Annotated in this window: 18 protein-coding genes, 1 tRNA gene, 1 other RNA gene and 1 pseudogene; 4 read left to right on the top strand and 17 right to left on the bottom strand. The window is 60.1% G+C overall.

Going from position 1 to position 25,680, the window contains the following annotated elements:
• The 15 genes and pseudogenes from H3V04_RS07590 to ffs form a co-directional block, all read right to left on the bottom strand.
• On the bottom strand, positions 1 to 846 hold the full coding sequence (locus H3V04_RS07590) for an energy-coupling factor ABC transporter ATP-binding protein (protein ID WP_198187864.1): 846 nt from the start codon (positions 844 to 846) through the stop codon (positions 1 to 3).
• A complete protein-coding gene (locus H3V04_RS07585; RefSeq protein WP_198178357.1) occupies positions 843 to 1,583 on the bottom strand; it encodes an energy-coupling factor transporter transmembrane component T in 741 nt (246 codons plus the stop codon). Before H3V04_RS07585 ends, H3V04_RS07590 begins: the two co-directional genes overlap by 4 nt.
• Complete coding sequence (locus H3V04_RS07580) at positions 1,580 to 2,188, bottom strand: ECF transporter S component (protein WP_232342626.1); 609 nt, start codon at positions 2,186 to 2,188, stop codon at positions 1,580 to 1,582. Before H3V04_RS07580 ends, H3V04_RS07585 begins: the two co-directional genes overlap by 4 nt.
• Positions 2,189 to 2,308: 120 nt before the next feature.
• Entirely contained in the window at positions 2,309 to 3,715 is a 1,407-nt protein-coding gene (locus tag H3V04_RS07575; protein WP_198187860.1) for an MFS transporter, read from the bottom strand.
• 18 nt (positions 3,716 to 3,733) lie between these two features.
• Positions 3,734 to 4,678: a nucleoside hydrolase gene (locus tag H3V04_RS07570; protein ID WP_198187858.1), complete on the bottom strand. Its 945-nt coding sequence runs from the start codon at positions 4,676 to 4,678 to the stop codon at positions 3,734 to 3,736.
• Positions 4,679 to 5,005: 327 nt separating this feature from the next.
• Complete coding sequence (locus H3V04_RS07565; RefSeq protein ID WP_373564707.1) at positions 5,006 to 6,139, bottom strand: LacI family DNA-binding transcriptional regulator; 1,134 nt, start codon at positions 6,137 to 6,139, stop codon at positions 5,006 to 5,008.
• A 233-nt stretch (positions 6,140 to 6,372) separates the two neighbouring features.
• Positions 6,373 to 6,446 (bottom strand) — tRNA-Lys (locus tag H3V04_RS07560).
• Positions 6,447 to 6,541: 95 nt separating this feature from the next.
• A complete protein-coding gene (locus H3V04_RS07555; protein WP_198187854.1) occupies positions 6,542 to 8,062 on the bottom strand; it encodes a formate--tetrahydrofolate ligase in 1,521 nt (506 codons plus the stop codon).
• A gap of 39 nt (positions 8,063 to 8,101) precedes the next feature.
• The gene (locus H3V04_RS07550) at positions 8,102 to 9,628 is read right to left on the bottom strand and encodes a C69 family dipeptidase (protein ID WP_198187852.1); all 1,527 of its coding nucleotides are present in this window, start codon (positions 9,626 to 9,628) and stop codon (positions 8,102 to 8,104) included.
• 193 nt (positions 9,629 to 9,821) lie between these two features.
• Positions 9,822 to 10,394, bottom strand: coding sequence for a YbhB/YbcL family Raf kinase inhibitor-like protein (locus H3V04_RS07545; RefSeq protein ID WP_198177195.1), 573 nt, complete (start codon positions 10,392 to 10,394; stop codon positions 9,822 to 9,824).
• Between the two features lie 43 nt (positions 10,395 to 10,437).
• Complete coding sequence (locus tag H3V04_RS07540; protein WP_198187850.1) at positions 10,438 to 11,598, bottom strand: DNA polymerase III subunit delta'; 1,161 nt, start codon at positions 11,596 to 11,598, stop codon at positions 10,438 to 10,440.
• A 302-nt stretch (positions 11,599 to 11,900) separates the two neighbouring features.
• A pseudogene (gene tmk, locus H3V04_RS07535) lies at positions 11,901 to 12,554 on the bottom strand (dTMP kinase); the annotation flags it as partial.
• Positions 12,551 to 15,427, bottom strand: coding sequence for a type I DNA topoisomerase (gene topA, locus H3V04_RS07530; protein ID WP_198187848.1), 2,877 nt, complete (start codon positions 15,425 to 15,427; stop codon positions 12,551 to 12,553). The pseudogene tmk and the gene topA, both read right to left, overlap by 4 nt.
• Positions 15,428 to 15,574: 147 nt before the next feature.
• Positions 15,575 to 16,594, bottom strand: coding sequence for a phosphatase PAP2 family protein (locus H3V04_RS07525; protein WP_198187846.1), 1,020 nt, complete (start codon positions 16,592 to 16,594; stop codon positions 15,575 to 15,577).
• 98 nt (positions 16,595 to 16,692) lie between these two features.
• An RNA gene (gene ffs / locus H3V04_RS07520) (signal recognition particle sRNA small type) lies at positions 16,693 to 16,783 on the bottom strand.
• Between the two features lie 236 nt (positions 16,784 to 17,019).
• Here ffs and glf point away from each other — a divergent pair.
• Positions 17,020 to 18,198, top strand: a complete 1,179-nt coding sequence (gene glf / locus H3V04_RS07515) for a UDP-galactopyranose mutase (protein ID WP_198187845.1) — start codon at positions 17,020 to 17,022, stop codon at positions 18,196 to 18,198.
• A 26-nt stretch (positions 18,199 to 18,224) separates the two neighbouring features.
• Here the strand turns inward: glf and H3V04_RS07510 are convergent, their stop codons facing one another.
• Complete coding sequence (locus H3V04_RS07510; protein ID WP_155804977.1) at positions 18,225 to 18,935, bottom strand: TetR/AcrR family transcriptional regulator; 711 nt, start codon at positions 18,933 to 18,935, stop codon at positions 18,225 to 18,227.
• Positions 18,936 to 19,131: 196 nt separating this feature from the next.
• Between H3V04_RS07510 and H3V04_RS07505 the strand changes: the two genes are divergently transcribed.
• The gene (locus tag H3V04_RS07505) at positions 19,132 to 20,382 is read left to right on the top strand and encodes an MFS transporter (RefSeq protein ID WP_198187844.1); all 1,251 of its coding nucleotides are present in this window, start codon (positions 19,132 to 19,134) and stop codon (positions 20,380 to 20,382) included.
• Between the two features lie 12 nt (positions 20,383 to 20,394).
• Positions 20,395 to 21,918, top strand: coding sequence for an alpha-L-arabinofuranosidase C-terminal domain-containing protein (locus tag H3V04_RS07500; protein WP_198187843.1), 1,524 nt, complete (start codon positions 20,395 to 20,397; stop codon positions 21,916 to 21,918).
• A 176-nt stretch (positions 21,919 to 22,094) separates the two neighbouring features.
• Here the strand turns inward: H3V04_RS07500 and H3V04_RS07495 are convergent, their stop codons facing one another.
• The gene (locus H3V04_RS07495) at positions 22,095 to 23,237 is read right to left on the bottom strand and encodes an inositol-3-phosphate synthase (RefSeq protein ID WP_029678243.1); all 1,143 of its coding nucleotides are present in this window, start codon (positions 23,235 to 23,237) and stop codon (positions 22,095 to 22,097) included.
• Between the two features lie 171 nt (positions 23,238 to 23,408).
• Here H3V04_RS07495 and H3V04_RS07490 point away from each other — a divergent pair, with 171 nt between their 5' ends.
• The gene (locus tag H3V04_RS07490; protein WP_198187842.1) at positions 23,409 to 25,655 is read left to right on the top strand and encodes a transglycosylase domain-containing protein; all 2,247 of its coding nucleotides are present in this window, start codon (positions 23,409 to 23,411) and stop codon (positions 25,653 to 25,655) included.
• The last annotated feature ends 25 nt before the right edge of the window (positions 25,656 to 25,680 follow it).

Genomic DNA, 25,680 nt, shown 5'->3' with positions numbered 1-25,680 from the left:
TCAGCCCCCTTTCCGTCCGTAGCGTTCTATGGCATCCTCGACCGAAAGCGGCACGGGATCATTCAACCCCAGCTTCTGGTTGCGTTCCAGGAAGAAGCGGGTGACCTCCGGCAACTGACCACCGTGATCCAAGACCTGTGGATCGGTCAGCACACGACGCGCTGGCCCACTCATGGCCACCCGGCCGTCTTCCATGAGGATGACCAGGTCACTGTAACGGGCCACCAGATCGATCTTGTGCTCAACCAGGATGACGGTCTTGCCCTGTCGCTTGAGCAGAGCGATGATGTTGAATACATCCTCGGTGCTTTGCGGATCCAGCTGGGAGGTGGGTTCATCCAAAACGACGATGGGTGGGTCCGTCACCAGTACTGCGGCAATGGCCACTCGCTGCCGCTGCCCTCCGGACAGCTCCAGCGGATTGGCATCGGCGATGTCGCCCAGATGAAGCAGCTCTATCATGTCGTCCACGCGCGCGGCCATCGCATCCCTCTCTATGCCCAGGTTCTCCAGTGCATAGGCGATCTCCTCCCGCACATTGTCCTTGACGCCGGACATCTGCGTGAAAGGATTCTGAAAGGAGTAGCCGACGGTTTCAGTCAGTTCCGCGTCGTCGTATTGCTCCACAGGCCGTCCTGCCAGCTGAACCAGACCCGTCGGCTCTCCCCGATAAAAGCGTGGTATGAAGCCGCGGATCAGATTGCAGATAGTGGTCTTCCCCGACCCGTTGGCACCTAGAAGCGCACAGACCTGCCCCTGCTCCACCTGGAAGGAGACATCACGCACGGCATCCTCACGGCCCAGAGGATAACGGTATCCCACATGTTCCAGACTGATGACACTCATTTCCAGACCCTCCATACGATGAACAGGATCAACAGCAGCAGGCAGATCACCTGAATCACCCGGTCGATCGTGTGTTTGTCCAGGCGATAGAGGGAGGTCTTGGGAACAGGCGCCAGGAAAGCACGGGATTGCAAGGCCAGAGCATGTTCCTCGGTCTGCTGAATCAGGGAGAAAATCAATGGTCCCAACATGGGCACGAAGAACTTCACCCGTGCCCAGGCGTTGCCCTCGGTCTCGATGCCACGGGATTTCTGCGCATCCATAATGGTCCTGGAACGGTTGATCACCTGAGGGACCATGCCAATGGTCGACATGATCACGAACGTGACCTTCTTGGGCAGATGCGCCTGTTCCATGGCGTAGACCATGTCCTTTGGCGTGGTCACCTGGAAGTACCACATGATGGCCGAAGCGCTGGATACGATCCTGGAAGTGATTCCCAGGCTCTTGTCCAGTCCTGTGGGAGACAAGGCGATAAATGCCCAGATATGCGCGCTGTCTGGATAGCGGACGATGAAGACCTGGACCAGGAAGATCACCAGAACGACCGTGCCTACGGAGGAGAGGAAGGCCTTGAAGAACCTCATGCCGTTACCGGCCATGATCGCCAACAGCAGGAAAACCGGGAACATGGCATATTGCAGAAGGTACCCAGGGGTGAAGATGCCGACAATAATGGCAAGTAGTACCATGGCCGCCTTGGAGGACGGATACAGTCGGTCTATGAAACCAGTCATGATGCCGCGGCAACCTTCCTGACATAGGGGGATCCGTAATTGAACTTGATCAGAAACCTGTCTGGCAATTTGCGCAGAATCACCCAGCTGACCGAGACGTCGATGGCTGTGGAGGCCACAGCAGTGAAGATGCTGGTCGAAAAAACCGACTTGATCAGGCTGGTCCCCGTCACCAGCAAGGCTGCCGTGAGCAAATCGCTGCCGGCGCCAGTGACCCCGCCGAAGACAGCTATGGTGACCGGCGCCTTGACCACGGCCGCCGCAATGCTGATTACGAAGCAGGCGGCCACTGCGCCGACGATGTTCGTATACCACCGCCAGCGGGAGAGCAGCCCGGCCACAAACCCTGTAGTCATGGCAACCAATGCGTATGGGAAGGCCACAGGATTGAGCATGCCGTTGATCACATTGCCCATGAGTCCCGTCACCAAGCCCACCCAAGGGCCGCCGAGCATTGATACAAAGAGGGTGCCTATCTGATCTATGAAAATGGGGAATTTCAGAATCGAGGACAGCTGGTAGCCCACCACGTTGACCGAGACGCCTACTGGTATGAGCAGAAGGGCCAGCAGCGAGAAGTCATATCGCAAACCACGTTTCATCATGGTTCCTTCCCGCGCCAAGAGATACTCTCCTGGCGCTACGGGTCCATGCCAGGTTCCCCACCAGTCCAAACGACAGCAGGGAACCGGTCATGAAATGCCGATGAATTCGCAATATTCTCGTCAGGCCTGCTGCTTGTCCTCTTTCACGTTCCTGAAGACGAAGTAGTAGGACACCATGCCAATGACAATGACCACCGCAAAGATGAAGCAGACATTGGAATAGATGAATGACTTATCTGTGTGGCCCATGGCAGGAATGATTTTCTTGGCCAGGCCAGAGCCGGACATGAGCACGCCTGCCACGGCTATCATGGCCGTGTTGATCAGTCGGTTGAGCAGATTGTTGACAGCCATGCACCGACCAACAACATCATTGGGCAGAGAATTCGGCAGAATCGAATTATATGCCGGGTAGATAACCGTATAGCCAACGCCGAAGAGAGCGAGGGCTATCCACATGAAGATGATGTTCCCGCCTAGGCAGAATCCGAACATCAACTGTGAGAGCAGGATGATCAGGCATCCCACCTGGAAGCCTTTCTTCGAGCCAATCTTATTGGTGATGAATCCTGATGACATGCCAGAGAGAAATGCACAGATGTTAGCAGGCAGGTACATCATGCCGACGGTCGCGCTGCTCACATCATAATTGGCCTTGATAAGGAAGGGGAAGACGAAGAAGAACGACATCTGCACCCCGTAGACAATGGCGCCGACAAGCGACCCCGACACCAACTTGGGTACCTTGAACAGGGTGATATCAATGATGGGGTTCTTGACCATCTTGGAGCAGATCACATAGACCGCGACGGATACAAGCGCCAAGCCCCACCACATAATCGTGTTCTTGTTGATGGCCATAAGGATCAACGCAAAAGCAATCGAAAAGATCACAATGGAAACCACATTCATACGTTCGGCAGGCTGCTTGCCGGTCTCCTTGGCCTTGTCAGGAAGATATTTGCGAACGGCCGGCAGGGCGATGAGCACTATAACAGGCACAATCATGGTCATCTGCCATGACAGGTACTTGCTGACGAATCCGCCGAACACCGCACCCAAGGCAGCTGACAGCTGATACATGGCTGTATTGAAACCAAGGTACTTGGCCTGCTTATCGGCAGACAGATACTTGCGCACGAAGACCACGAAACATCCAGGAATAACTGCAGCGCCTGCTACCTGCACCGATCTGGCGGCGATGATCAGCCAGAAAGAGAACTGGAAGGCTACCATCAGGATGGAGCCGATGCCGAACATGGCCGTTCCGACAGTGAATAGCTTTCGCGGCGATACATCGTCTGACAGCGTGGAATAGATGGCGCCGCCCACGCCGAATACCAGGGATGCTATGGTCGTCAGCCAACCCACCTGAGCCGGGGAAAGAGCGAAAGTCCCGGCAATGTCAGGCGAAACGATGCCAAACATCTTATCGCTGAAGACCTGCATGAAGCAGATGAAGATCATGAAAGGCATGGCCTTGAGGATCAACGACTCCTCAAGCTCGTCGGTAGATTTCTCGTTCATTGCTCTCAATTGCCTTTCCTAGCGAAGTACCGCGTCCATGTGGGCGTAGAAGTCTTTCATGAACCGCTCGCCGTCCACGCTCAGGGCCACCTTGGTGGTAGGCTCTTCGGCCACCTTGTCCAGGTTCTCCACGGTATCGCCATCGGCTTCCCCAGAAGTCACGACGGTGATGTTCATCGGGATGGTAGTGACCAGATCAGGATGCATGGCTACACCAACAGCCAGAGGATCATGCAAAGCACAGCCCGCCAGATAGGGGTGGTGAACCCGGTAGGCCTCAAGATAAAACCCCACGGCCTTACTGAGAATCTTGGCGCTTTCACTGTCATAACTCTGCCAGACCTTCAATTCCTTCCCAGTAAGCAGAGTCTTCCTGGTGACATCCAAGCCAACCATGGTGATGGGTACTCCCGATTCGAAGCAGATCTTGGCCGCTTCTGGATCAACCATCACATTCGCCTCGGAATAAAGATTGCAGTTCCCTGGAGTTATAGCTGCACCGGCCATGCTGACCATGCTGAAACCAGGAAGTGGACCGTCGGGGAATCGCAGCAACACCTTGGCCATGTCGGTCATGGGACCAGTGGTGATGATCTGCAGGTCTTCCCCGTAACGTTTGATGCTGTCGACGATAAAGTCGACTGACTCTTCTGGAGTGGCATCGCTACTGATATCAGGAAGGTTTTGATTGCCCAGTCCATCCATGCCATGAAAAGTGCCCGAATATTCGCGATCACGCTGCAATGGCTTTTCAGATCCCATGTAAACCGGAATCTGGTCGCCTTTGCCAAGACTGTTCACAATGTGCTTGGTGTTGGAGTAGGTCTTGGGGACAGTAGCCATGCCGTAGGAGGCACAGATCCCGATCAGGTCAAGATCCTCGTGAGACAGGGCGTAGCAAAGTGCGAGGGCATCGTCCACACCCGTGTCAACGCATAGAATTGATTTCTTCCGGCTCTCCATTGATTTCCTCGTTTCCGTTCCTCTCGGAACTTCCGTCAACCGGAATCAGACGAGCCGCCGCGCGACATTCTCGCCAGCATCGATTCCCGTATCAGCGGTCACCCACCGCCCGGTCGCCGTGACCGTGAGGTTTGATGACCGGTATTACTCTCCCCCGCAATTTCACGGGAAGTCGACGCTTCATCATCATCCGGTGTACAGCGTTCACGCCATTGGTTTAACGTTTTATCGCTGTCGTATGATTACGATAAAACGTTAAATCATCGCTGTCAACAGCAGCGTGTCAATACCGGATGTCCAATGTCAGGTATGGTATGTGGTTCGCCATCAGTCGCGGTGCAGTGGGCCGACCGAATCCCTGGCAATGAAGATGGTGGGAATAGCAACCATGTGCCGATCCCCGCCGACATCGGCCTCTGGTGGCGAAGCAGACTTCCCGCCACCATCATCGGCATCCTCACGGGCCCCGATCAGCTCCAGCACTTCCCGCACACCTCGACGACCCATCTCCTGGGCCTGTTGGGATATGACCGACACCTGCGGGGTCATCAGCCGAAAGACCTCAATGTCATCGAAGGAAACCACCGAGATGTCCGCACCTATGACGAGCCGACGCCTCTGCATCAGACCGATCATGGTGATGGCATCCGGCGAGTAGCCAAAGATGACAGCCGTGACATGGTGAGCCATCAGCACATCCAGACCCGCCACACGCGAGTCATACTCCCCCTGGCAATCCACGACCGGGCAATCACAGTCCGGCATCATCTCGGCAGTCAGCTCGCGGAAGGCGCTCTCCCGCTCATAGAGGGTGGTCGAAGCCAATGAGGAATGCGAGACGAAGCCGACCCGGCGATGGCCTTTCCGGAAAAGAGCCTGCAGTGCCTGACGTATACCCTGGCTAGGGTCCGAAACGATGTAGGGCACCGAAGTCAGACCAGGCACCCGCCGATCCACAAAGACCAGGGGCAACCCCCACCTGACTACATCTTCTATGCCATGGGTGGGCACCCCTTTGGGCACGACGATGGCCCCGTCGATCCGCTGGCCCATGATGTTGCGCAAAAAGGAATCCTGTCGAGCCGAATCCTCGCCGAAAGAACCAATCAGCGTCGAAATTCCGCGAGCATAGAGCTCCTCCTCCATGGAGGCAACCATGTCTGCGAAATAGGCGTTGCGCAAGTCCGGCACCAACAGCCCCACGGTCTTGACCGGATCAGAGCGCATGGCTCGGGCCCGTGAATCAGGCACGTAGCCCATGGACTTGACCATGCTCAGCACAAAGTCTCTGGTCTTGCGCGAAAAGCGGCCTTTGCCGTGCAGGATCTGCGAGACCGTGGTAGGTGATACCCCGGCCCGCTCAGCCACATCACGAATGGTCACATACGTCAACGCCAGCCCCCTTATGCCTGCGCCAGAGAGCAGGCTCCCTACTCTTCTGCCATCATCAAGATACCTCACGACCACCGCCGTGTAGGTGAAGGGCGGCAGACAAACAAGGCGGGGAACTCAGCAATCGTTTAATCGGCAGACCCCAAAGTGTCCCGCTTCGACAAGGTCTCATCCTAGGCCGGGAGTGCCAGAATTCCCCTGATGCTATTTGGTATACATTTAGCATACATTTTGGATTCTTCGAATATTGCCAGGGTATGAAGAAGCCCAGCAACCATTGCGACTGCTGGGCTTTGACTCTGTGCCCCCACGGGGGCTCGAACCCCGGACACGCTGATTAAGAGTCAGCTGCTCTAGCCAACTGAGCTATAGGGGCAGGGCACTTTCAAGAGCCAAGTAGATACTATACACGGTTTCGGCAGGCCCGCAACACGGCGCGTCACAGACCTGTCGAATCCATGCATAGGTTGCTCAGACGATCTTGGGCATGGGCGTGGTCAGGGAAGTGGTCAGGTTCACCTGCAGGAGGCCGGCGCCAGTATGGGCCTCGACTTTCTTCAGAGTGACCGTGCGCTTGTCCTGGTCGGCCCGGTCGTCGTCGGTCATGGTAGCCGGTGATTTGACCGCCACCACCACCAAATCGTCGAGGGAGATGCCTGCCTTGTTGCAGAGGTCGGAGGCCGCTTGGAGGCTGTCCTGGAAGCCCTCACGCTCAACCACCCGATCAGCCGGCACACCATAGGCGCTCTGGGCGATCCAGCGAATCCGATCCGGCACGGACATATCATGCAGGCTGGCTGTATCCTCCTGGGCGTTCACGGGCTCCTGCAGGGCCTTGATCAGATCGTCCAGCTGAGGCTCGAGGGCCTTGCCCCCGTCACGGAAGAGGTTGCCTGCGATGGGCCTGCGGAAGCCCAGGCCGTCGGCGGTCTGACGCAGGGAATCCACCTGGTCGTCCTCGCCCTCCCAGAGGTTGATCAGCGGGAAGGTGGGGATGCCCAGTCCCTCCAGACGGTGCACATGGAAGGGGTAGCGCCAACTCAGCTTGGGATCGTCCCGCCAGGTGGTGGCACGGGTGACGACCACGGCTGCGGCCGGCCACTGGGCCCCATACTCGCGTGCGGCGATGTCCAGCCACTTCTGGGCGCCGGCATCGGCTCCGTAGCCTGCCTCGACGACGACCACATCGTGCCTGGCGCAGGCCATCTCCACGGACACCAGGCTGGGGATACCGATGGAAACGTTGGCGAATGGCCCGCCATGCACATAGACCGGAGAGCCCTCCAAGGTCTGAGTGAAGGCTGGCTTGACCGCGTCTGTCAGAATGCCGGTGATACGCCAAAGGTCCACAAATTCACCGAAGGTGACCGGACGGCCATCCAAGGTCCCTGCGATCATGGCGGCCACACGCCGTTCGATCTCCTCCATGCTCCGGGAGAGCACCACAATCTGCATGAGCTCACAGGTGGGAGTGAGCACGGTCCGCTCAGGCAGGTCGCCCTTGCCTCGGTCCACGGTGATCTGCCGCAAGGACCGTGAGGGCACCTCGCTGACGCGGGGCACCAGGACGGTGTCCAACCGGCCCTCGTCCACAGCCTTCTCCGCAAAGGAAACCAGCAGGTTCTGGGCGGATTCGATGGCCGCCATCTCCCCGCACAGTCCCCAGTCCACCAGCTCAGGATGGGTCAGGGAGGACTTGCCGCCACCGGAGGCGCCACCCTTGGACCCGGCAGCGGTAATGCCCATGCTGGGCTGACGCAGGACGGCGGCGGCGTCCACTCCCCGGGCGCGCAGGGCGTCAATCAGAGCGATGGTGGTGGTGGTCTTGCCCTCGCCACGCGATGCCTTGAGCGGGGTGTCTGCGGTAACCAGCAGCACCCGGCCATGCTTGCGCGGCATATCCGGATGATCCTGCAGATCCTTCAGGTAGCCGAAGGCGTCGATCTTGTCAAACAGGCCGTACGGCCTGACGTAATCGTCGAAGCCCGTCATGAGGCTCTCCTCCTTTATGATCCTTGTCGATCGGATGGCTCAGTTGTCGGACAGGTGATAACCGTTGCGCATGCCCATGCTGACCGTATAGAGCACCTGGCTCAGCAGGTCGTCGGTCTCCTTGCGCAGACGGTCGGCCATGTCCTGATTGGCAGCCTCCAGCACCTGGCGGACCTCGGGGTTATCCGTGCCCTTGTCGGCGCCCTCCAGCCTGGCCACCTGTTCATCCGCAGCGGCGATCAGACGATGGCCCTCGCCTCCAACGCTCTGCTGGTAGCGTTCGACTGCAGCTGAAGTGCCAGCGAAAGCCGAGTCGCACAGTGCAGCAATCAACCGATCGGACCAGTAGAGACTGTCGGTGGAGACACGATCCGTAGCGTTAGCGAGATAATCAGGCGTCCGTTCCACATTGGCATAGAAGGGAACCAGGGCATTGAAAGCGTTGGACCCGTAGGACATCCACTGGATGGCCCGGCAGGATTCAGGCCGGTAGGGGCGCAGCTGGATCAGGGCCAGCTGGTCGTTGCGGTTGATGCCGATAGGGCGGTAGAGCCCCTTGGTGTGCTCGTCGCCGGTCCGCCCATAAGGATCGTAGGGAGTGCCCTGATAGTGGGAGCTGAGCAAGTATTTGACATCCTCCACGGTAATCAGACGCTCGGGCTGGCGGCACCAGGGGATGTTGTCGCTGGTGGGAGCATGATCGGCATCCGGCCCATCCCAGATCTCGTCATAGGGATTGAGGAAACGCTGCATGTACCAGGCGCGAGGCGTGTTGTATACATGGTCTGAATCGCTATGGGAGCCAAAGGCATCGCGGGGATTGAAGGGCGAAGCTGTCTCCACAGCCAGGTTCAGGTGGTTGTCGGCAATGAACTCCCGCAGGTCGGCCGAGCAGAGGTGGTCGGTTTGATCCCCGAAAGCGTCGTCCAGATCGAACTCGTCGATGCCCAGCTGGTTGGGCATGGTCACATAGGAGTCATCGGGCACCCGCTTGGCTATCCAATGGTGGCCGCCCACGGTCTCCATCCACCAAATCTCATCCACGTCGCTGAAGGCGATGCCGTTCATCTCATAGGTGCCGTAGCGCTCCAGCAGGGAGCCCAACCGCTGGACACCCTCCCGTGCCGAGTGGATATAGGGCAGGACGATGGTGACCAGATCCTCCTCGCCGATGCCTCCGGGCACCTCGGCCAGGTAGCCCTCATCGCCGGGACGGCCCTGTGCAGGAGTGAGCTCAACCAGCGGATCGGCACCCAGAACGCGCTCGTTGGTAGTGATGGTCTCGGTGGCCGACATGGCCACATTGTCGCTGTTGACGCCCGCCTCGGCCCAGAGCCCCTGATCGAGCACGGCGTTGGGCACCGAGGTGTAACGCATGGGATCCTTGGGCAGATCAATCTCCAGGTGGCTGATCACGCTGCGGTAGTGTCGGGGCTGCTGGTCGGGAGTGACCAGGACGAAACGCTTGGGACGGAACTCCCCGTTGGCTGAATCCTCATTCCGAGCGATGATGGTGGACCCGTCGTAACTGGCGTGCTTGCCTATCAGAAGCGTGGTGCAGGGCATGTAAACGTCTTCCTTTTATCTGGTCGCGGTCAACTGTCATCACCAGCCCAGAGGTCGGGGGACCCCTGTCCACCCGACTGCGTGTGTAGACAGGGATGACGGCCGTCTGCGCACTTGGGGCATGGCCTCACTCTAGTGCCAGACAACCCCAATATCAGTCCCATTATCAGAGGATGTGCGCTAAATCAAATTCTCATGCATCGGCAGGCAGCCAGGCACGAGCCGCTGCAGCCACAGGCTGGGCGGAATGGATGGCATGGGCCAGGGCATTCAGCCAGAACCCCTCCTCCAGACCCGGCAGAGCCTCTTGTGTGGCCCAGACCGACAGCACATAGTCATGAACCCGGTCCGGAGGCGTAGGACCATTGTAACGCATAAGCACGGCGGGGTCGTCAGCGATCTCCTCCTCCATGACCAGGGGTGAGGCTGCCGAGGTGCGCCCTTGGGGCACGCCGGGAATCAGATTAGACAGATTCCTGGAGAAGTCTTCGGGAATCGCCAGAACAGAGCTTCCGGTCCCCTCAGGCTGCAAGGCGAGCAAAGCCTCGATGGGCAGGTTTGCCAGGGACCAGTGAATCCAGGGGAAGCCACACACGGGCACGGAGTCAGGATCCACCAGCATCCAGTGCAGGTAGTGGGCCTCCCGGGGCACATCCTCGAGTCGGAAGGGGAAGGAGACTACAGGACGTCCCTTTCGGGTAAGGGACTGAGGGGCGCGCTTGGCGTACCGATCGGGAATAGTGCCGAAATCAGTGATAATCCTCATGGTTCGATTCTCGCCCGCCCGGCCGACGAGGTCAAGTTCATACTCAGACCAGCAGAGTGCAGAAGAGGGCCTCAAAGACCAGGAGCGGCGAACCGTTGGCAGCCAGCCTCCTGCGAGCCCGGGCAATCAGCTGGATGCGTTCAATGGCCCCCTGCCTGGAGAGCCTGACGGACAGATCAGCAATTGCCGCCCGGTTCTCCAAATTGACCAGGCCAGCCTTCTCCTCAGCGCCGTTCTGCAGGACGCCCACATCTCGATAGACGCTGGCCAGGGTGCTTAGGTTACGGTCCAGCACATCCCGAGTCAGTCTGGTGACCCGACGGCGAACCTGATCCTTGCCGCCCAGGGCATGATAGGCCCCACGCAGCTGCCGGGGAATACGTTCTTTGTCCCTAAGCCCGTTGATCTGCCGAAACTCCCGCTCGTCCCTGGCCACCTCATCGTCCACGGTGGCGGTGGCCTGGTCCCGGGCCGCATCCACCACCCGGCCAGCCAGGATCACGGCATCCGAAGCGCGCCGCAGGCCCAGCAGACCCACCACCAGCTCATCACGGTCTGCCAGGACCTGATCCCTGGTGGCGTAGAGACGGGCGATGCCGATGTGCCCCTGGGCCAGACGGGCGGCCTTTGCGGCCAGGGGCCGGTCCACTCCCACCTGGCCAGTCAGGAAATCAGCCACTGCGGTGTTGGATGGCACCGCCAGGTTGAGCACTCTGGTCCGTGAGCGGATGGTGGGCAGCACGTCCTGGGCGCTTGGTGCGCACAGAAGCCAGATTGTATGCTCGGCAGGCTCCTCGATCTCCTTGAGCAGCACATTGGTGGTCCGCTCCAGCATCCGGTCCACGTCTTCGATGATGATGACCCGCCAAGGCGAGGTTGAAGGCATCTGCTCCGAGGTCATGATCAGCTCCCTGACCTCGTTGATGCCGATGGTGACCTTGTTGGTGGACAGTATGGTCACATCCGGATGGGTTCCGGCCAGAACCTGCTGAGTGACGCGGGTGGGCTGGTCGCTCAATCCCTGATCCGGGCTGATCAGGGCTGCCGCGAAAGCCCGGGCCAGATTGGAACGCCCTGATCCAGGCGGGCCGCAGATCAGCCAGGACTGCGCCACCTCGTCATGACCCTGCGCCTGAGCGGCCACCGTCCGCTTGAGTAGCTCGACCGTGGGCTGCTGGCCCACAATGGCATCCCAGACGCTCATCGGGTCTTCCGCAGGAGTCGGGACCGGAGCAGCCGCCGAGCGCGGGAACCTACAGGAACCGAATCGTCGTCAGCATCCCCACCGACTGTCGCTGCCTCCATGTCCTGGTCGTCCTGGTCGGCATCAGCCTCCGGTGCCTGATCGGGCGTATCCATAGCCTCGGTCCAATCCGACTCGGCATCCTGCTCATCGTCCTCATAGCCTGCCGTCGATTCATCCTCGTCGGCATCGTCATGGGCGTCAGCCTCGTCATTGTCATCATCGACCTGAGGCAAATCCAGCTCACGCCCTTCGACCAACTTGTCCAAATCGTCCTGGATGATCTGCCAGACCTGGTCGATGGATTGGGTGGCATCGATAACCAGGAACCGGTCGGGCTCATTCTGAGCCAACTGCAGGAATGCCTGACGCACATGCTGCTGAAAGTCGTCGCCAGCCGACTCCAGCCGATCGGGTTCATGATCCAGACGCGACTCGGACTGAGACGGATCCGCGTCCAGCAGGTAGGTGCGCTTGGGCATAAGGCCCTGACTGGCCCACAGGCTCAGCCGACGAATCACATCCGCCGACAGATCACGGCCTCCGGCCTGATAGGCCACTGAGGAGTCCAGGTAGCGGTCACAAAGCACAATGTCTCCTCGCTCCAGAGCCGGGCGCACCACCTGGGCCACATGCTCGGCCCGATCCGCCGCATAGAGCAGGGCCTCGGTCCTGGGGGCCAAATCGTCGGAAGAGTCAACCACGTCGGTACCCCCGGTCACGGCGACCGAGGGAAAGGCGGCCAAACCGTGAAGGACGAGTTCCCGGATGGTCAATCCGACAGGGGTGCCCCCTGGCTCGCGGGTAACCAGGGATCGCAGGCCACGCTCCTGCAGATAGTTGTGTGCTTGTTGGACCTGGGTGGTTTTGCCTGCACCATCCACGCCCTCGAAGGAAATGAACAAACCATCGCTCATGCCTGATGCTCCCTAGTTTTGGAAGTCTTGGTAGTTTTAGTCTTCTTTGTGGTTTTGCGGGCGCGAGTGGTCGACTTGCCAGCCGTGGATTTGCTGGACCCCGACTTGCGGGCAGTCGACTTTCGCGCGGTCGACTTGCTGGTGGTCCGGCCGCGCCGCTTAGCAGGTCCGGCCGCGCGCTTCTCCGCCAGCAGGCGGAAGGCCACCTCCGGCTCGATGGACTGGGCCGTGTACTGCTTGGGCAGGGTCCTGTTGGTCTGTCCGTCGGTGATATAGACACCATAGAACCCGTCTTTGATGGTGACGGGTTTGCCGCTGTCAGGGTCCGTACCCAGCTCACGAAGAGGAGGCTTGGCCGCGCTCCGGGAACGCCGCCCGTACTTGGGCTGGTCAAAGAGGGCCTTAGCCCCGGCCTGGTCGATAGAGAAAATCTGCCCCTCGTCGGTCAACGAACGCGTCTCGGTGCCGCCATCGGCCTTGGTGGCCGTCAGATAGGGGCCATAACGGCCGTTGCTGGCCGTGACAGTGGCCTGGCTGGTTTCTCCCGTCTTGGCATCAGTCAGTTCGATGCTCCCAACCGTCCTAGGTAGGCTGAGCAGTTTCAGAGCATCCTCCAGGGTGACCGTATCCGGATCCATGGTCTTGAAGAGCGATGCCATCTTGGGCTTAGGAGCAGTCTGTTTGGCCGTGCGTGCAGTCTTGCCGGACGGCTTTTTCTGCTCGGCCGTTTCCTCCTCAGGGCTGATCAGAGCCACATAGGGCCCGAATCTGCCCTTGCGCACCTCGACGCGACCGCCGGTCTGTGGATCCTTGCCCAGCTGACGGGGACCGCCGGCGTTGGCTGCAATCAGCTCATGGCCCGCCGCCACAGTCAGCTCGTCCGGGGCCATAGTGGGCGGCAACGAAGCACGCTTAGGGTTTCCGTCGGCATCCAGGTTAGCCGTATCTTCAAGATAGGGACCATAGCGGCCGACCCTCACCTGCAGACCATCCCCTATCTCGATGGTGTTGATCTTGCGGGCGTCGATGTCTCCCAGCTGGGCCACCTGCTCCTGCAAGCCCTGATGAGCCTGGTCAGCGTTCTGAGCGGCACCAGGGCCCGAGCCGAAGTAGAACCTAGTCAGCCAGTCCTTGCCTCGCTCCTTACCATGGGCGATCATATCCAGGCCGTTCTCCATCTGCGCCGTGAATTGGTAGTCCACGTATTTGGGGAAGTTGGTCTCCAACAATCTGACCACCGAAAAGGCCAGCCAGGATGGGATCAGGGCACGACCGCGCTCGTAAACGTATCCACGATCGATGATGGTCGAAATAATGCTGGCATAAGTGGAAGGTCTGCCGATCTCCTTGGCCTCCAGGGTCTTGACCAGGGAGGCCTCGGTGTAGCGTGCAGGCGGCTGGGTTTCATGTCCCTCAGGCTCTACGGAGGCGGCGCGAAGCACATCCCCCTTCTGGACTGGAGGCAGGGATGAATCCTCATCGCTCTGCTCAGAGCCAGAACCCACAGCCTTGAGGAAACCGGGGAACTTGATGACAGTGCCTGAAGCCTGGAAGAGGGCCGTACCCTCCCTGCCCGCCTGCGCCGACAGGCGGATAGTGGCTGTGGACCCGGTGGCGTCGGCCATCTGTGAAGCCAGGGTTCGCCGCCAAATCAGGGTGTAGAGCTTAAGCTGATCAGGGGCCAGGCGGTCGGCCAGCTCCTGGGGCCTGTGGAAGGTGGAACCGGCGGGCCGGATGCACTCGTGGGCCTCCTGGGCGCCGGCGGTCTTGGTCACATACTGCTTGGACTTGGCCGAAAGATATTCGGCACCGTACTCACGCTCGACCCCCTTGCGGGCAGCTGCGATGGCTTCCTGGGAGAGGGTGACCGAATCGGTACGCATGTAGGTGATGAACCCGTTCTCATAGAGCCCCTGGGCAGCGCGCATGGTAGCCCTGGAACTCATGCCCAGCCGGTTGCCAGCCGTCTGCTGCAGGGTAGACGTGGTGAATGGGGGCTGGGGACGCCGCCGATAGGGCTTGGTCTCCATACCCGTCACCGTGAAGTCCTGATCTTTCAAAGCCTCTGCCAGGCTCCGGGCATGCTGTTCATCCAGCTGCAGGACCTGCTCCTTGGCAGCAGCCTGCGTCAGCTGACCCTTGGATGTGAAGTCCTTGGAGACCGCCAGCCGCTGCTCCCCCAGGCTGATCATGCGCGCCTGAAAACCACTCGACGACGCCGATTCCTTGGCATCCTTCTGCACCAAATGCGCCAGCAGATCCCAGTAGGAGGCCTTGACAAAGGCCATGCGCTCACGCTCGCGCTCCACAATCAGCCGAGTCGCCACAGACTGGACACGCCCGGCACTCAGCCCCGGACCCACCTTGCGCCAGAGCACCGGCGAAAGCTCGTAGCCATAGAGCCGATCCAGCACCCTGCGGGTCTCCTGGGCGTCGACCATGTGGGCATCCACGTCCCTGGTGTGCTTGAGTGAATTCTTGATGGCCTCTGGAGTGATCTCATGAAAGACCATGCGCTTTACCGGCACCTTGGGTTTAAGGGTCTGGACCAGATGCCAGGCGATGGCCTCCCCCTCACGATCCTCATCAGTGGCCAGGTAGAGCTCGTCGGCATTCTTCAGCGCCTTCTTGAGTTCGGATACCGTGTGCTTCTTTTTATCGTCCACAATGTAGTAGGGCTTGAAGCCATCGTTCACGTCTACGCCGAACTTGCCGTAGGCCTTCTTCTGGGAGGCCGGGATCTGCGACGGCTGAGCCAGGTCGCGGATATGGCCCACTGAAGCCATGACCGTGTAGCCCTTGCCCAGGTACCCGCCGATCTTCTTTGCCTTGGTTGGCGACTCAACAATGACGAGCTTATTGCCGGATGCCATGGCCTCTCCTTATATTGTGTTCTTTCGCACGCCATCTTACTCACGAGGTTCCGTCACCATGCAAATCAAGGGGCTATGTGCGCGGGTGTGGATCCCCGAGTTTGATGGTGAATAAATCAGACGCGTTCAGTACGCCAAAAATCAACCTCAGTCATTTTGGGGCGGAGCCGGAGGCCGACCGACAAGGCCCATCCTGGTCAAAGGCGAGGCCGTAATCTGCCTCATCGCCAGAACCAGTCCCAAGGTCAGTGACAGAACCGAGGCCATCATTATGACAGCCGAGCAGTGCACCCCATAGGCCGTCCACCGGGCTCCAATCTCCAGACCAGGACTGACCTGCCAGATAACATAGCAGGCGTAGAGAACCCCCAGGAACCCCGCAACCAACATCAGTGTGGAGACAATCTGGATCGAAGCCGAGGACATTCTGGTCCCAGGAACATCCATCCCGGTGCCTCGAGTGGCGGCCAGAGCAATAAGACAGAGACCAACCGGAATAAGAATGCCCATGATTACGTCTGAGGGGCGGTGCCAGCCGCCCTGGACCAGGGAGCAGCCCACGGACAGGTCAAAGGCGAACCCCACCAAGGCGACCGGAGCCCTCCAAACACGCGGCACCACACAGAGCAGGGCCAGGACCACCGCCAGAGCCAGGATGGTGTGTCCGGATGGAGCCGAGTTGGCTGCGGAGGCCTGGGCATGGATCAGCACAGGGCGAGGCAGGAAGCGTTTGAGAATGCGCGCAGCCCCGTAAACCACCAGAGCATAAACCGCGACCTGGCCAAGCAGCCACCACCGGCGGCGGGCCAAAACTACCGCCAGGGCTACAAGACCCAGCACCACGCAGATCACCACAGTCACATAAGGGATGGTGAACAGTCCCAGGTAGGCTTTGACCAGGGGCGCCTGGTCAAGGAAACCTCGGAAGTTGGTCAGGGCCATGTCGTCATAGGTCTGCCCGGGCACAGTCCAGACGGCCGCCCACCAAACCAAAGCCGACAGACCCAGGCAGGCCAGGCCGGCGACCAGGCACAGGACCAGGGCTGAAATCCGTGGGCGAGAAGTCAGGGGATCCCGGTCAACATGACTGCCATCCTCTTCGGTCTGCTCATTCGGGCTCCGGTACCAGGTCTGCTGTGCTTCGCCCTGCTTGTGCTTGTTGGTCATACCTCAAGACTCTATCCAACCCCTGGGTCGACAGCCGACACCCCGTCCGACTAACGCGTTGTTTTCACGACTCCAGCCAGCTCGGGCAGGACACACATGGAAAACTCCCACGCACCCGCCAGAGGCCACTTACCCTTGCTGCATTCCTGCCCTGGGGGGATTGGGTGACATAACGCCACGTGAGAGCAAGTCACTATGATAGCAGACAGGCTCCACTTGTCCACTGAAAAGCGCCAACCCATCCATGCCAGGTGCGTATTCGGTCGACATTGCCGCCCGCAGCTTCCCTGACCAGATCTGTCCGCTAGCATGTAGGCAACAGGATCGCCGTACTCCAGCGGCTGATCACGGATCATGCCGGAACCTGGCAATAGATAATAGCTAGCCCGGCATCACAGCGACGAGGGATGGATGGCTTAAGACGAATGGCTGACATGGATGCTGATTTGGTGATTGTGGGCGCTGGCCTGTTCGGTCTGACCGTGGCCCAGCAGGCGGTCGAGCACAGCGGGGCCCGGGTACGGATCATCGACGTGCGCGACCACATCGGCGGCAATGCCTACTCCTACATGGACGAGGAGACTGGGGCCGAAATCCATAAGTATGGAGCCCACCTCTTCCACACCTCCAACCGCAAGGTCTGGGAGTACGTCAATCGCTTCACCGAATTCACCGACTACACCCACCGGGTTTACACCACCCACAAGGGCGAGGTCTACCCCCTACCCATCAACCTGGGCACCATCAATCAGTTCTTCCACGCCCACTACACCCCCCAGCAGGCCCGGGAACTGATCCGGGAGCAAGCCGGCGAGCTGGCCGGGACCGACCCGGGTAACCTGAACGACCAGGGGATCAGCCTGATTGGCCGCCCCCTGTACGAGGCCTTCATCAAGAACTACACGGCCAAGCAGTGGCAGACCGACCCCTCCCAGCTACCCGCCTCAATCATCAAGCGGCTCCCGGTGCGGTTCAACTACGACAACCACTACTTCAAGGACACCTGGGAGGGCCTGCCCAAGGACGGCTACACCGCCTGGTTCGAGCGGATGATCGACGACCCGCGCATCCAGGTGAGCCTGAAGACCGACTTCTTCGACAACTCCCAGCCCTGGAACCGGGATGCTCTGGTGGGACAGGTCCCCGTGGTCTACACCGGCCCGGTCGACCGCTACTTCGACTACCGTCTGGGCGAGCTCAAGTGGCGGACCGTGGACTTCAAGGAGCGCCGCTACGACGAGGACGACCACTTCGGCTGCCCGGTCATGAACTTCTCCGATCCTGACGTGCCCTACACCCGCGCCATCGAGTTCAAGAACTTCAACCCCGAACGCTACGACCGGCAGAACCATGAGCGCACCGTGGTCTGGGAGGAGTACAGCCGCTTCGCCGGCAAGGGCGATGAGCCCTACTACCCCATCAACACCAGCGACGACCGGGCCCTCTACACCCAGTACAAGCAACTGGCAGCCCAGCAGCCAAAGGTGATCTTCGGCGGCCGCCTGGGCACCTACGCTTACTACGACATGCACCAGGTCATCAACTCGGCCCTGGATGCCTGGGACAAGAGGATCGCTCCCCTGGTAGGCCCCGCCAAGGACTGAAACAGAACCCGATTCCTGTCGACCCTCTAGCGGCAATCATCCCACTGGGGTGACGGGAAGAGAATGGGTTCCGCCTTTGTCCACAGGGCGATCATGTCGTCGTCGGGATTGGTCAGCGCCTGGATCTGCACCCCATCCATGGTGCAATAAACGGTTCTAATCAACCGATGGAAGGCCGACCGATCCCGATAGGGCTCAGGCAGCTTCCAACGGATTCCGTCCATAAAGTCGATCATCCGGGCATGACGATCACGGTAGTATTCGTGTGCGGGATGAGCCGGATCATGAGCCTCCACAGCCAAATGCATGAAGAGCATGACCAGGACCATACGCTCGGCGTTCTCCTTGATCAGACGACGCAGATAACCCGGCAGCGAATAGAGGGGATGCCCCTCCCGATCTCGACCAATGGCAAGCTCATCGCGCTCACCAGGCTTGGATCCAAAGGTGAAGGAACCCTGGTCGTAGTAGACCTGGATGACCAGGGAGAGCAGCTCCTCGCGCGTGCGGACGTAATGACGCAGTCCCGGCAAGGTCAGACCGACGGCATCCGCAATGGCCTGCATGGAGACACCATAGGTGCCGTAGTAGGCGATCATCTGGGCGGCGACCTGGGCTATCTGTCTGCGGCGTTCATCGGGGGCCATCCGCTGGCGGGCGCCAATCGGGCGGCCCGGAAGGCGTCCAACCTGATCTCCGCCCACCTTGCTACCGGTCTTCCTGTTCGCATCACTCATCAGAATCATCATACCGTTGGCCGACAGACCGTCCTAGGCCGTGCATAGCCCCTTTCTCTGCCCCGTTCCCATGATGGGAACCGCCCGCAAAGACTTGCCCTCTTGCTTATTTTATATTTATAAGATATAAAACAATATGGGAAGCACGGCGCTTCCCCACTGTGCACAGACGCACCGAAAGAGAGGGAGTCGGATAATGACACAAGCCGATTCAGCAGGCGGGCAGGAGCTCGGTACCGCAGCTAAAAGCCGATACTGCATGGCCTTCTTCATTTTCAATCTGTTCTGGATGATGGCCCTGTCCATCGTCGCCTCGGTCCTGCTACCCCAACGCCTGACCGACATCGCTCCGGGGTCCAAGGTGGCCATATCCGGGGTCTTCAACGCCACCACGGCTCTGACATCCCTGGTATCCAACCTGATCGTGGGCAACCTGTCCGACAGGACCCGTTCCGTCTTCGGCCGCAGAACCCCCTGGGTTGTTTCCGGCGGTGTACTGGCCGGTATCTCGCTCTTCCTCATGGGAGTCATCGCCAATGTCTGGGCCATCGGCATCTTCTACTGCCTGGCCATGGTCGGCCTGAACATGATGATCTCGCCAGTGGTCGCCTCCCTGTCCGACCGCGTTCCCGAATCACAGCGGGCCACCATGTCGGCATTCATATCGGCAGGCAACCTGGTGGGCAACTCCCTGGGCACCCTGGTCGGCGCCCGCTTTATCACCATGCAAATCCCAGGCTGGATCATGTCCGGCATAGTCATGGGCGTGGCCGGACTGGTCACAGTGGTCATCTGGCCCAAGGAGCCCTCCTCAAAGGACATGCCCGCTTTGAGCAGCAGCCTGCGCTCCATCCTGGAATCCTTCCGCCCGCCCCGCCACGCGCCCGACTTCTGGATGGCCTTTGTAGGACGTTCCCTGCTCCTGTTCAGCTACTATATGATCCTCAACTACCAGCTCTTCATCCTTCAGGACTATATGGGCCAGTCCGTCAAGGACTCGGCGGCCACCATGTCGACCATGTCCCTGGTGCTGATCGTGGTCTCCATGATCGCGGCCCTGGGAGCAGGCCCGATCTCCGACAGGATCGGCCGCAGGAAGATGCCCGTGGTCATCGCCAGCCTGCTTCTGGCCCTGGGCTATGCCATGCCTTGGATCATCCACAGCCCCCTGGGCATGATTCTGTTCACCGCCATCGGCGGCTTCGGCTACGGAATGTACGGGTCGGTCGACCAGGCACTCAACGTTGACGTTCTGCCCAATGCCGAGGAGGCCGGCAAGGATCTGGGCATCCTCAACATCGCCACCACCCTGGGCCAGATGGTGGGGCCCATGGTGACCTCGCTGATCGTCTCGGTGACCAAGTCCTACCAGCTGGTCTTCCCCACCGCCATCGTCCTGGTGCTGCTGGCCTGCATCTTCATCAGCCGCATCCGCACCATCAAGTAAGGAGTCCGAACAGTGAGCATCCATATCGACCCGCGCCTGACCACCGGCACCATCAGCCCCTACCTGCACGGCCAGTTCATCGAATTCCTCGGCGAGTGCATCGATCAGGGACTATGGGTGGGCACGGATTCCACCATCCCCAACACCGACGGCATCCGCACGGACGCCCTCAAGGCCCTGAAAGCTCTGAAGCCTCCCCTGCTACGCTGGCCCGGCGGCTGCTATGCCGACACCTACCACTGGCGTCAGGGGGTCGGGCCCCGCAATCAGCGTCCGGTGGGATACAACGAGAACTTCGGTACCTACCAACCTGACGGGCATGGTTTCGGCACCGACGAGTTCCTCCGCCTGTGCCAGGCCATTGGCGCCGAACCCTGGATCAACGTGAACATGCTGAGCGGATCCGTGGCTGAGATGCGCGACTGGATGGAGTACTGCAACCGTCCATCGGGCACGGCCATGTCGGCCATGCGGGCCTCCAACGGCCACCCCTCCCCCTATGGCGTGAAATTCTGGGGTCTGGGGAACGAGCCCTGGGCCGGCGGGGGGACGATGACCCCGTCCATGTACGCGGACCGCTATCGGATGTTCGCCTCGGCCATGCCCACCTTCGCCGAGAACGGGGACCAGCCCCCGATGATCCGGCCCATCGCCTGCGGCCCAGACGGAAACAAGCCTATGGAACGGGTGCGCTGGACCAGGGACTTCTTCCAGGCTTTGGCCCAGTACCGCCAACCGCCCATCGCCGCCTACGACCTACACTTCTACAACTGGAACATCGACCACCCCGACGACACTTCCACTCAGTTTGATCAGGACGGCTGGGATCGGGTGATTCAAGGCGCCCTTGAACTCGGTGAGGTCATCGACCAGCAGTGGGATCTGATGCAGGCCTGCCTGGCCACCATGCCCCACCCTGAGAGCAGCATGGATTCCAGGCTGACAAGGGTCGACCTGGTCATGGGCGAATGGGGCAACTGGCATGGCGATGCCTTCACGGCCCGTCCGGCGCTCCGGCAGCAGGTGACCATGCGCGACGCGGTCACCTCGGCTCTGACGCTGGATATCCTTCAATCCAGATGCGACAAGGTGTCCATGGCCTGCAATGCCCAGACCCTGAACGTCCTCAACTCGTTGATCCTGACCGAGGACGATGCCACCATCCTGACCCCCAACTACGACGTCTTCATGATGTACCGGTGCCACCAGGGAGCCCGGGCGGTCCAGAGCCTGCCGGAGGCCGACAACCCGTCCCTGCACGTCTTTGCCTCGGTCAAGGACGGACACATCATGGTGGATCTGGTCAACGCCGACATGGCCTCAGCCACCGAAGCGACGCTGACCCTGCCCGAGCCTGTGCGTCCTGCGGGCATGCAAAGCCTTTCTGCACAGGATCCACATGTCTGCAATACCCGATCCGACCCGGACCAGGTCAGGGCTCGCCAGGTCGATGTCTCGGACATCCCCGAAGGACGTGAAATTACAGTCCGTCTGGACCCGGCCTCAGTGAATGTGCTTGACCTGGCCATGGTCTGAGAATCAGCAGCAGCGATCGGCGGGCTGGGCACTTTGTCTGAGGTCCGCCGACTCAAATCTACGATCCAGCTATATAAACAAACCAAACATATAAACAGCATGTGGCCGATCCCCCGAAAGAGGTCGGCCACATGCTTATATCAGGCGCACGACAGCACCCGACTGGGGTGTTCTACTCAGGCGTGCCAGACGTCCTTGCCGTTCTCCTTTGCGGCCTTGACATCGGCATCCAGGGCGCTCTCGTCACCCTCCACCTTGCCGGCGATGTAATCCTCGACCAGCTGACGGGCCTCGTTGTCCTCATGCTGGACAGCGGGCGACTTCATGAAGTAGGAGCTGGGTGCCAGCACCGGGCCGGCCAGGTGGCGGTCCAGGGCGATCTTGGCGGCGCGCAGGGCATCGATGACGATGCCAGCCGAGTTGGGCGAATCCCAGACCTCCAGCTTGTACTCCAGATTCAGCGGGACGTCACCAAAGGTGGTGCCCTCCAGACGCACAAAGGCGAACTTGCGGTCATCCAGCCAGGCCACATAGTCGGAAGGGCCGATGTGGACGTTGTGGGGATCCATGTCGTGGGGAACGATGGAGGTGACTGCACGGGTCTTGGAAACCTTCTTGGACTCCAGACGAGTACGCTGCAGCATGTTCATGAAGTCCATGTTGCCGCCGACGTTCAGCTGGTAGGTGCGGTCCAGACGCACGCCGCGATCCTCGAAGAGGCGGGCCATGACCCTGTGGGTAATGGTGGCGCCCACCTGGCTCTTGATGTCATCACCCACGATGGGCAGGCCGGCATCGCGGAACTTCTGAGCCCATTCGGGGTCGGAGGCGATGAAGACAGGCAGGCAGTTGACGAAGGCGCACCCGGCCTCGATGGCGGCGGTGGCATAGGCCTTGTCGGCCTGCTCAGAGCCGACGGGCAGGTAGGAGACCAGCACATCGACCTTCTTGTCGCGCAGGACCTGGGCCACATCCACGGGCTCGGCATCCGACTCGGTGATCATCTTCTTGTAGTACTCGCCCAGTCCGTCGCCGGTCGGCCCGCGCAGGACCTCCACGCCCTTGTTGGGGACGTCGCAGAACTTGTAGGTGTTGTTTTGCGAGGCGAAGATAGCCTCGCTCAGGTCCTTGCCGACCTTGAGTGAATCCACATCGAAGGCGGTCACGAACTCCACGTCACGAATGCGGTAGCCACCGAAATTGGCGTGCATGATGCCGGGGATTTTGTCATCATCCTTGGCGTCCTTGTAATACTCGACTCCCTGTACCAGCGAGGAAGCGCAGTTGCCCACGCCCGCTATAGCTACACGGATGCTCATACAAACTCCTCTGATTTACTGAGTTATTCCAACCTAAGCATACCTTCTCCCGATGAATAGCATGGAGGAATGAGCAGTACAGAACTCCAAGGATGGCGCAAACGTACGAAAATGATGAACGTTCAGCCTTAGGTCGAACAGTTTTCAGCCCCGCCGGATAGCGTGGTTGGCATGGCCAATCAGACTCGTTCAGTCAGTTCGACCTCGCCCACACGCAGGACCCAGTCCGGAACGCGCGGCAGCAGGAATCGCGCTGACAGGCTCACCTCGCGGCATGCCGACCGCAAACCCCGGGGCGGCGGACCCCGTCGCGGACGGCCCCACAAATCGCATCGCGTACTTAAGTGGACCCTGGCCCTGCTGGGACTGGTGCTGGTCGCCGGGGCGGCGGCCTTCGCATACCTGTATCTGACCACTGAAATCATCCCGCCTGAGAAGCAGGCCCTGGCACAAAAGACCACGGTCTACTATGCGGACGGCACCACCCCCATCGGAACCTACGCCAATCAGAACCGGGAGATCATCAACTGCTCGGTCCTGCCCAAGTATGCGGGCAATGCGGTCGTTGCCTCGGAAAACCGCACCTTCTACAAGGACAACGGCATCGACCTCAAAGGCATCAGCCGAGCGCTCTTCAACAACGTGACCAAGGGCACCCGTCAGGGCGGATCCACCATCACCCAGCAGTATGCCGAGCGCTACTATCTGGGCGAGACCACCACCTACAGGGGCAAGCTGCGCGAGGCCATTCTCTCCTTGAAGATTTCCAGGACGGAAGATAAGGACACCGTCCTGTGCAACTACCTGAACACCATCTACTTCGGCCGTGGCGCTTACGGGATCCAGGCCGCCGCGCAGAACTACTTCGGTAAGGACGCCAAGGACCTGACCATGCCTGAGTCGGCCATGCTGGCTGGCATCATCCCCGCCCCTGCCTCCTGGGATCCGGCAGTCAACCCCAAGCAGGCCGAGTCGCGCTTCCACCGCGTGCTGGCCATCATGGAGGAGGACCACTACATCAGTCACCAGGACAGGGCCAACGCCCAAATGCCGCAGACCATCAAATACATGCCGCAGAACGTCTACCAGGGACCCAACGGCTACCTGCTACGCATGGTCCGCAATGAGCTGTCCTCCGGAAAAAAGGCCCCCTTCACAGCGGATGACCTGGATACAGGCGGCTACCGGATCATCACCACCATCCAAAAGGACAAACAGGATCTGATGTTCCAAGTGGCCAGTCCGTCCACAGGAAACAAGCATCTGCCGCCCACTCTGCAAATCGGGGGGCTCTCGGTCGACCCCAAGACCGGGGCCATCGTCTCCCTGTACGCCGGTGACGACTACCTGACACACCAGCTCAACAACGTGGACCAGGCGACCTTCCAGGTGGGTTCGACCATGAAGGCCTACACACTCCTGGGCGCCATCCAGGACGGGGTTAGCCTGAACACGGTCTTCAACGGCAATTCACCGCGTACCTTCTCCAGCGTGGGCAAGTCCGTCGCCAACGCCGGTAATGTCAGCTACGGGTACATCAACCTCTACTCGGCATTCGCCAATTCGGTCAACACGGTCTTCATGGACTTGGGCGAGCACATGACCTCGCAAAAGGTTGCCCAAGTGGCCCACACAGCCGGCATCACCGGGAAAATCGACGATACGACCACCTTCGACACCCTGGGTGTGGACGCTCTCTCGGTCTATGACGTGACCCAGGGTTACGCCACTCTGGCCAACGGGGGGCAACGACCCAAACTGCACCTGGTCGCTCAGGTCAAGGACGCCAAGGATCAGGAGCTCTACACGGCCGCAATCCAGTCTGATCAGGTCTTCAACGCCGATCAGGTGGCTCTGCTGCAGAAGGCCATGACCACCACGGTCCAGCGTGGCACTGCGTCCTATGCCCGTTCCCTGGGGAGGCCCATCGCCGGCAAGACCGGCACGGCCAATGACCAGACCGCCATCTCCTTCATCGGATTCACCCCCTCGCTCCTGACCACCTTCGCCGTCTGGAACCAGGGGCAGGACGGCGGGGCCCTGAAGGTGCCGGATCGCTATCACGACGACTTCTATGCGGTCCAGCTCTTCACCCAATACATGAAGTCGGCCCTGGGCAACAGTCCGGTGGAGCGTTTCCCGGATGCAGAGGACCACGGCAAGGTCGGTGGCCCGGAAGGCAATTGGGGCACCGGATCCAGGCAGAGCAGCTCGTCCACGCGCAACCGTGAATACTCATACGCCCCCCAGCAGCGCTCCCAGCGCCAGAACTCCGAGCAGGGGCAGTCCGGATCCGGCAGTGGTTCAGGCGCTGGCGCTGGAGGTGGAACGGAGAACGAAGACAACAGCGGCAGCAATGAGGGCGGCAACGAAGGCAGCACTCAGGGCAACTCAGGGACCGAGTCAACCCAGGAGTAAACCAGCCAGCGGTATACCAGTTCAG

It is taken from the genome of Bifidobacterium sp. M0353, from assembly GCF_016100645.1.
GTDB lineage: Bacteria > Actinomycetota > Actinomycetes > Actinomycetales > Bifidobacteriaceae > Bombiscardovia > Bombiscardovia choladohabitans.
Note: the sequence above shows the minus strand (reverse complement) of the source record. Positions and strands in the feature narration are given on the sequence as shown.

What these genes read in the sequence shown, in the direction of transcription:
- H3V04_RS07510 (WP_155804977.1), bottom strand. Translation starts at nt 18,935, where the DNA reads ATGAGTGATGCGAACAGGAAGACCGGTAGCAAGGTGGGCGGAGATCAG.
- H3V04_RS07550 (WP_198187852.1), bottom strand. Translation starts at nt 9,628, where the DNA reads ATGCCCTGCACCACGCTTCTGATAGGCAAGCACGCCAGTTACGACGGG.
- H3V04_RS07580 (WP_232342626.1), bottom strand. Translation starts at nt 2,188, where the DNA reads ATGATGAAACGTGGTTTGCGATATGACTTCTCGCTGCTGGCCCTTCTG.
- topA (WP_198187848.1), bottom strand. Translation starts at nt 15,427, where the DNA reads ATGGCATCCGGCAATAAGCTCGTCATTGTTGAGTCGCCAACCAAGGCA.
- H3V04_RS07555 (WP_198187854.1), bottom strand. Translation starts at nt 8,062, where the DNA reads ATGACGGGCTTCGACGATTACGTCAGGCCGTACGGCCTGTTTGACAAG.
- H3V04_RS07575 (WP_198187860.1), bottom strand. Translation starts at nt 3,715, where the DNA reads ATGAACGAGAAATCTACCGACGAGCTTGAGGAGTCGTTGATCCTCAAG.
- H3V04_RS07585 (WP_198178357.1), bottom strand. Translation starts at nt 1,583, where the DNA reads ATGACTGGTTTCATAGACCGACTGTATCCGTCCTCCAAGGCGGCCATG.
- H3V04_RS07545 (WP_198177195.1), bottom strand. Translation starts at nt 10,394, where the DNA reads ATGAGGATTATCACTGATTTCGGCACTATTCCCGATCGGTACGCCAAG.
- H3V04_RS07590 (WP_198187864.1), bottom strand. Translation starts at nt 846, where the DNA reads ATGAGTGTCATCAGTCTGGAACATGTGGGATACCGTTATCCTCTGGGC.
- H3V04_RS07540 (WP_198187850.1), bottom strand. Translation starts at nt 11,598, where the DNA reads ATGAGCGTCTGGGATGCCATTGTGGGCCAGCAGCCCACGGTCGAGCTA.
- H3V04_RS07570 (WP_198187858.1), bottom strand. Translation starts at nt 4,678, where the DNA reads ATGGAGAGCCGGAAGAAATCAATTCTATGCGTTGACACGGGTGTGGAC.
- H3V04_RS07495 (WP_029678243.1), bottom strand. Translation starts at nt 23,237, where the DNA reads ATGAGCATCCGTGTAGCTATAGCGGGCGTGGGCAACTGCGCTTCCTCG.
- H3V04_RS07525 (WP_198187846.1), bottom strand. Translation starts at nt 16,594, where the DNA reads ATGACCAACAAGCACAAGCAGGGCGAAGCACAGCAGACCTGGTACCGG.
- H3V04_RS07490 (WP_198187842.1), top strand. Translation starts at nt 23,409, where the DNA reads ATGGCCAATCAGACTCGTTCAGTCAGTTCGACCTCGCCCACACGCAGG.
- H3V04_RS07505 (WP_198187844.1), top strand. Translation starts at nt 19,132, where the DNA reads ATGACACAAGCCGATTCAGCAGGCGGGCAGGAGCTCGGTACCGCAGCT.
- glf (WP_198187845.1), top strand. Translation starts at nt 17,020, where the DNA reads ATGGCTGACATGGATGCTGATTTGGTGATTGTGGGCGCTGGCCTGTTC.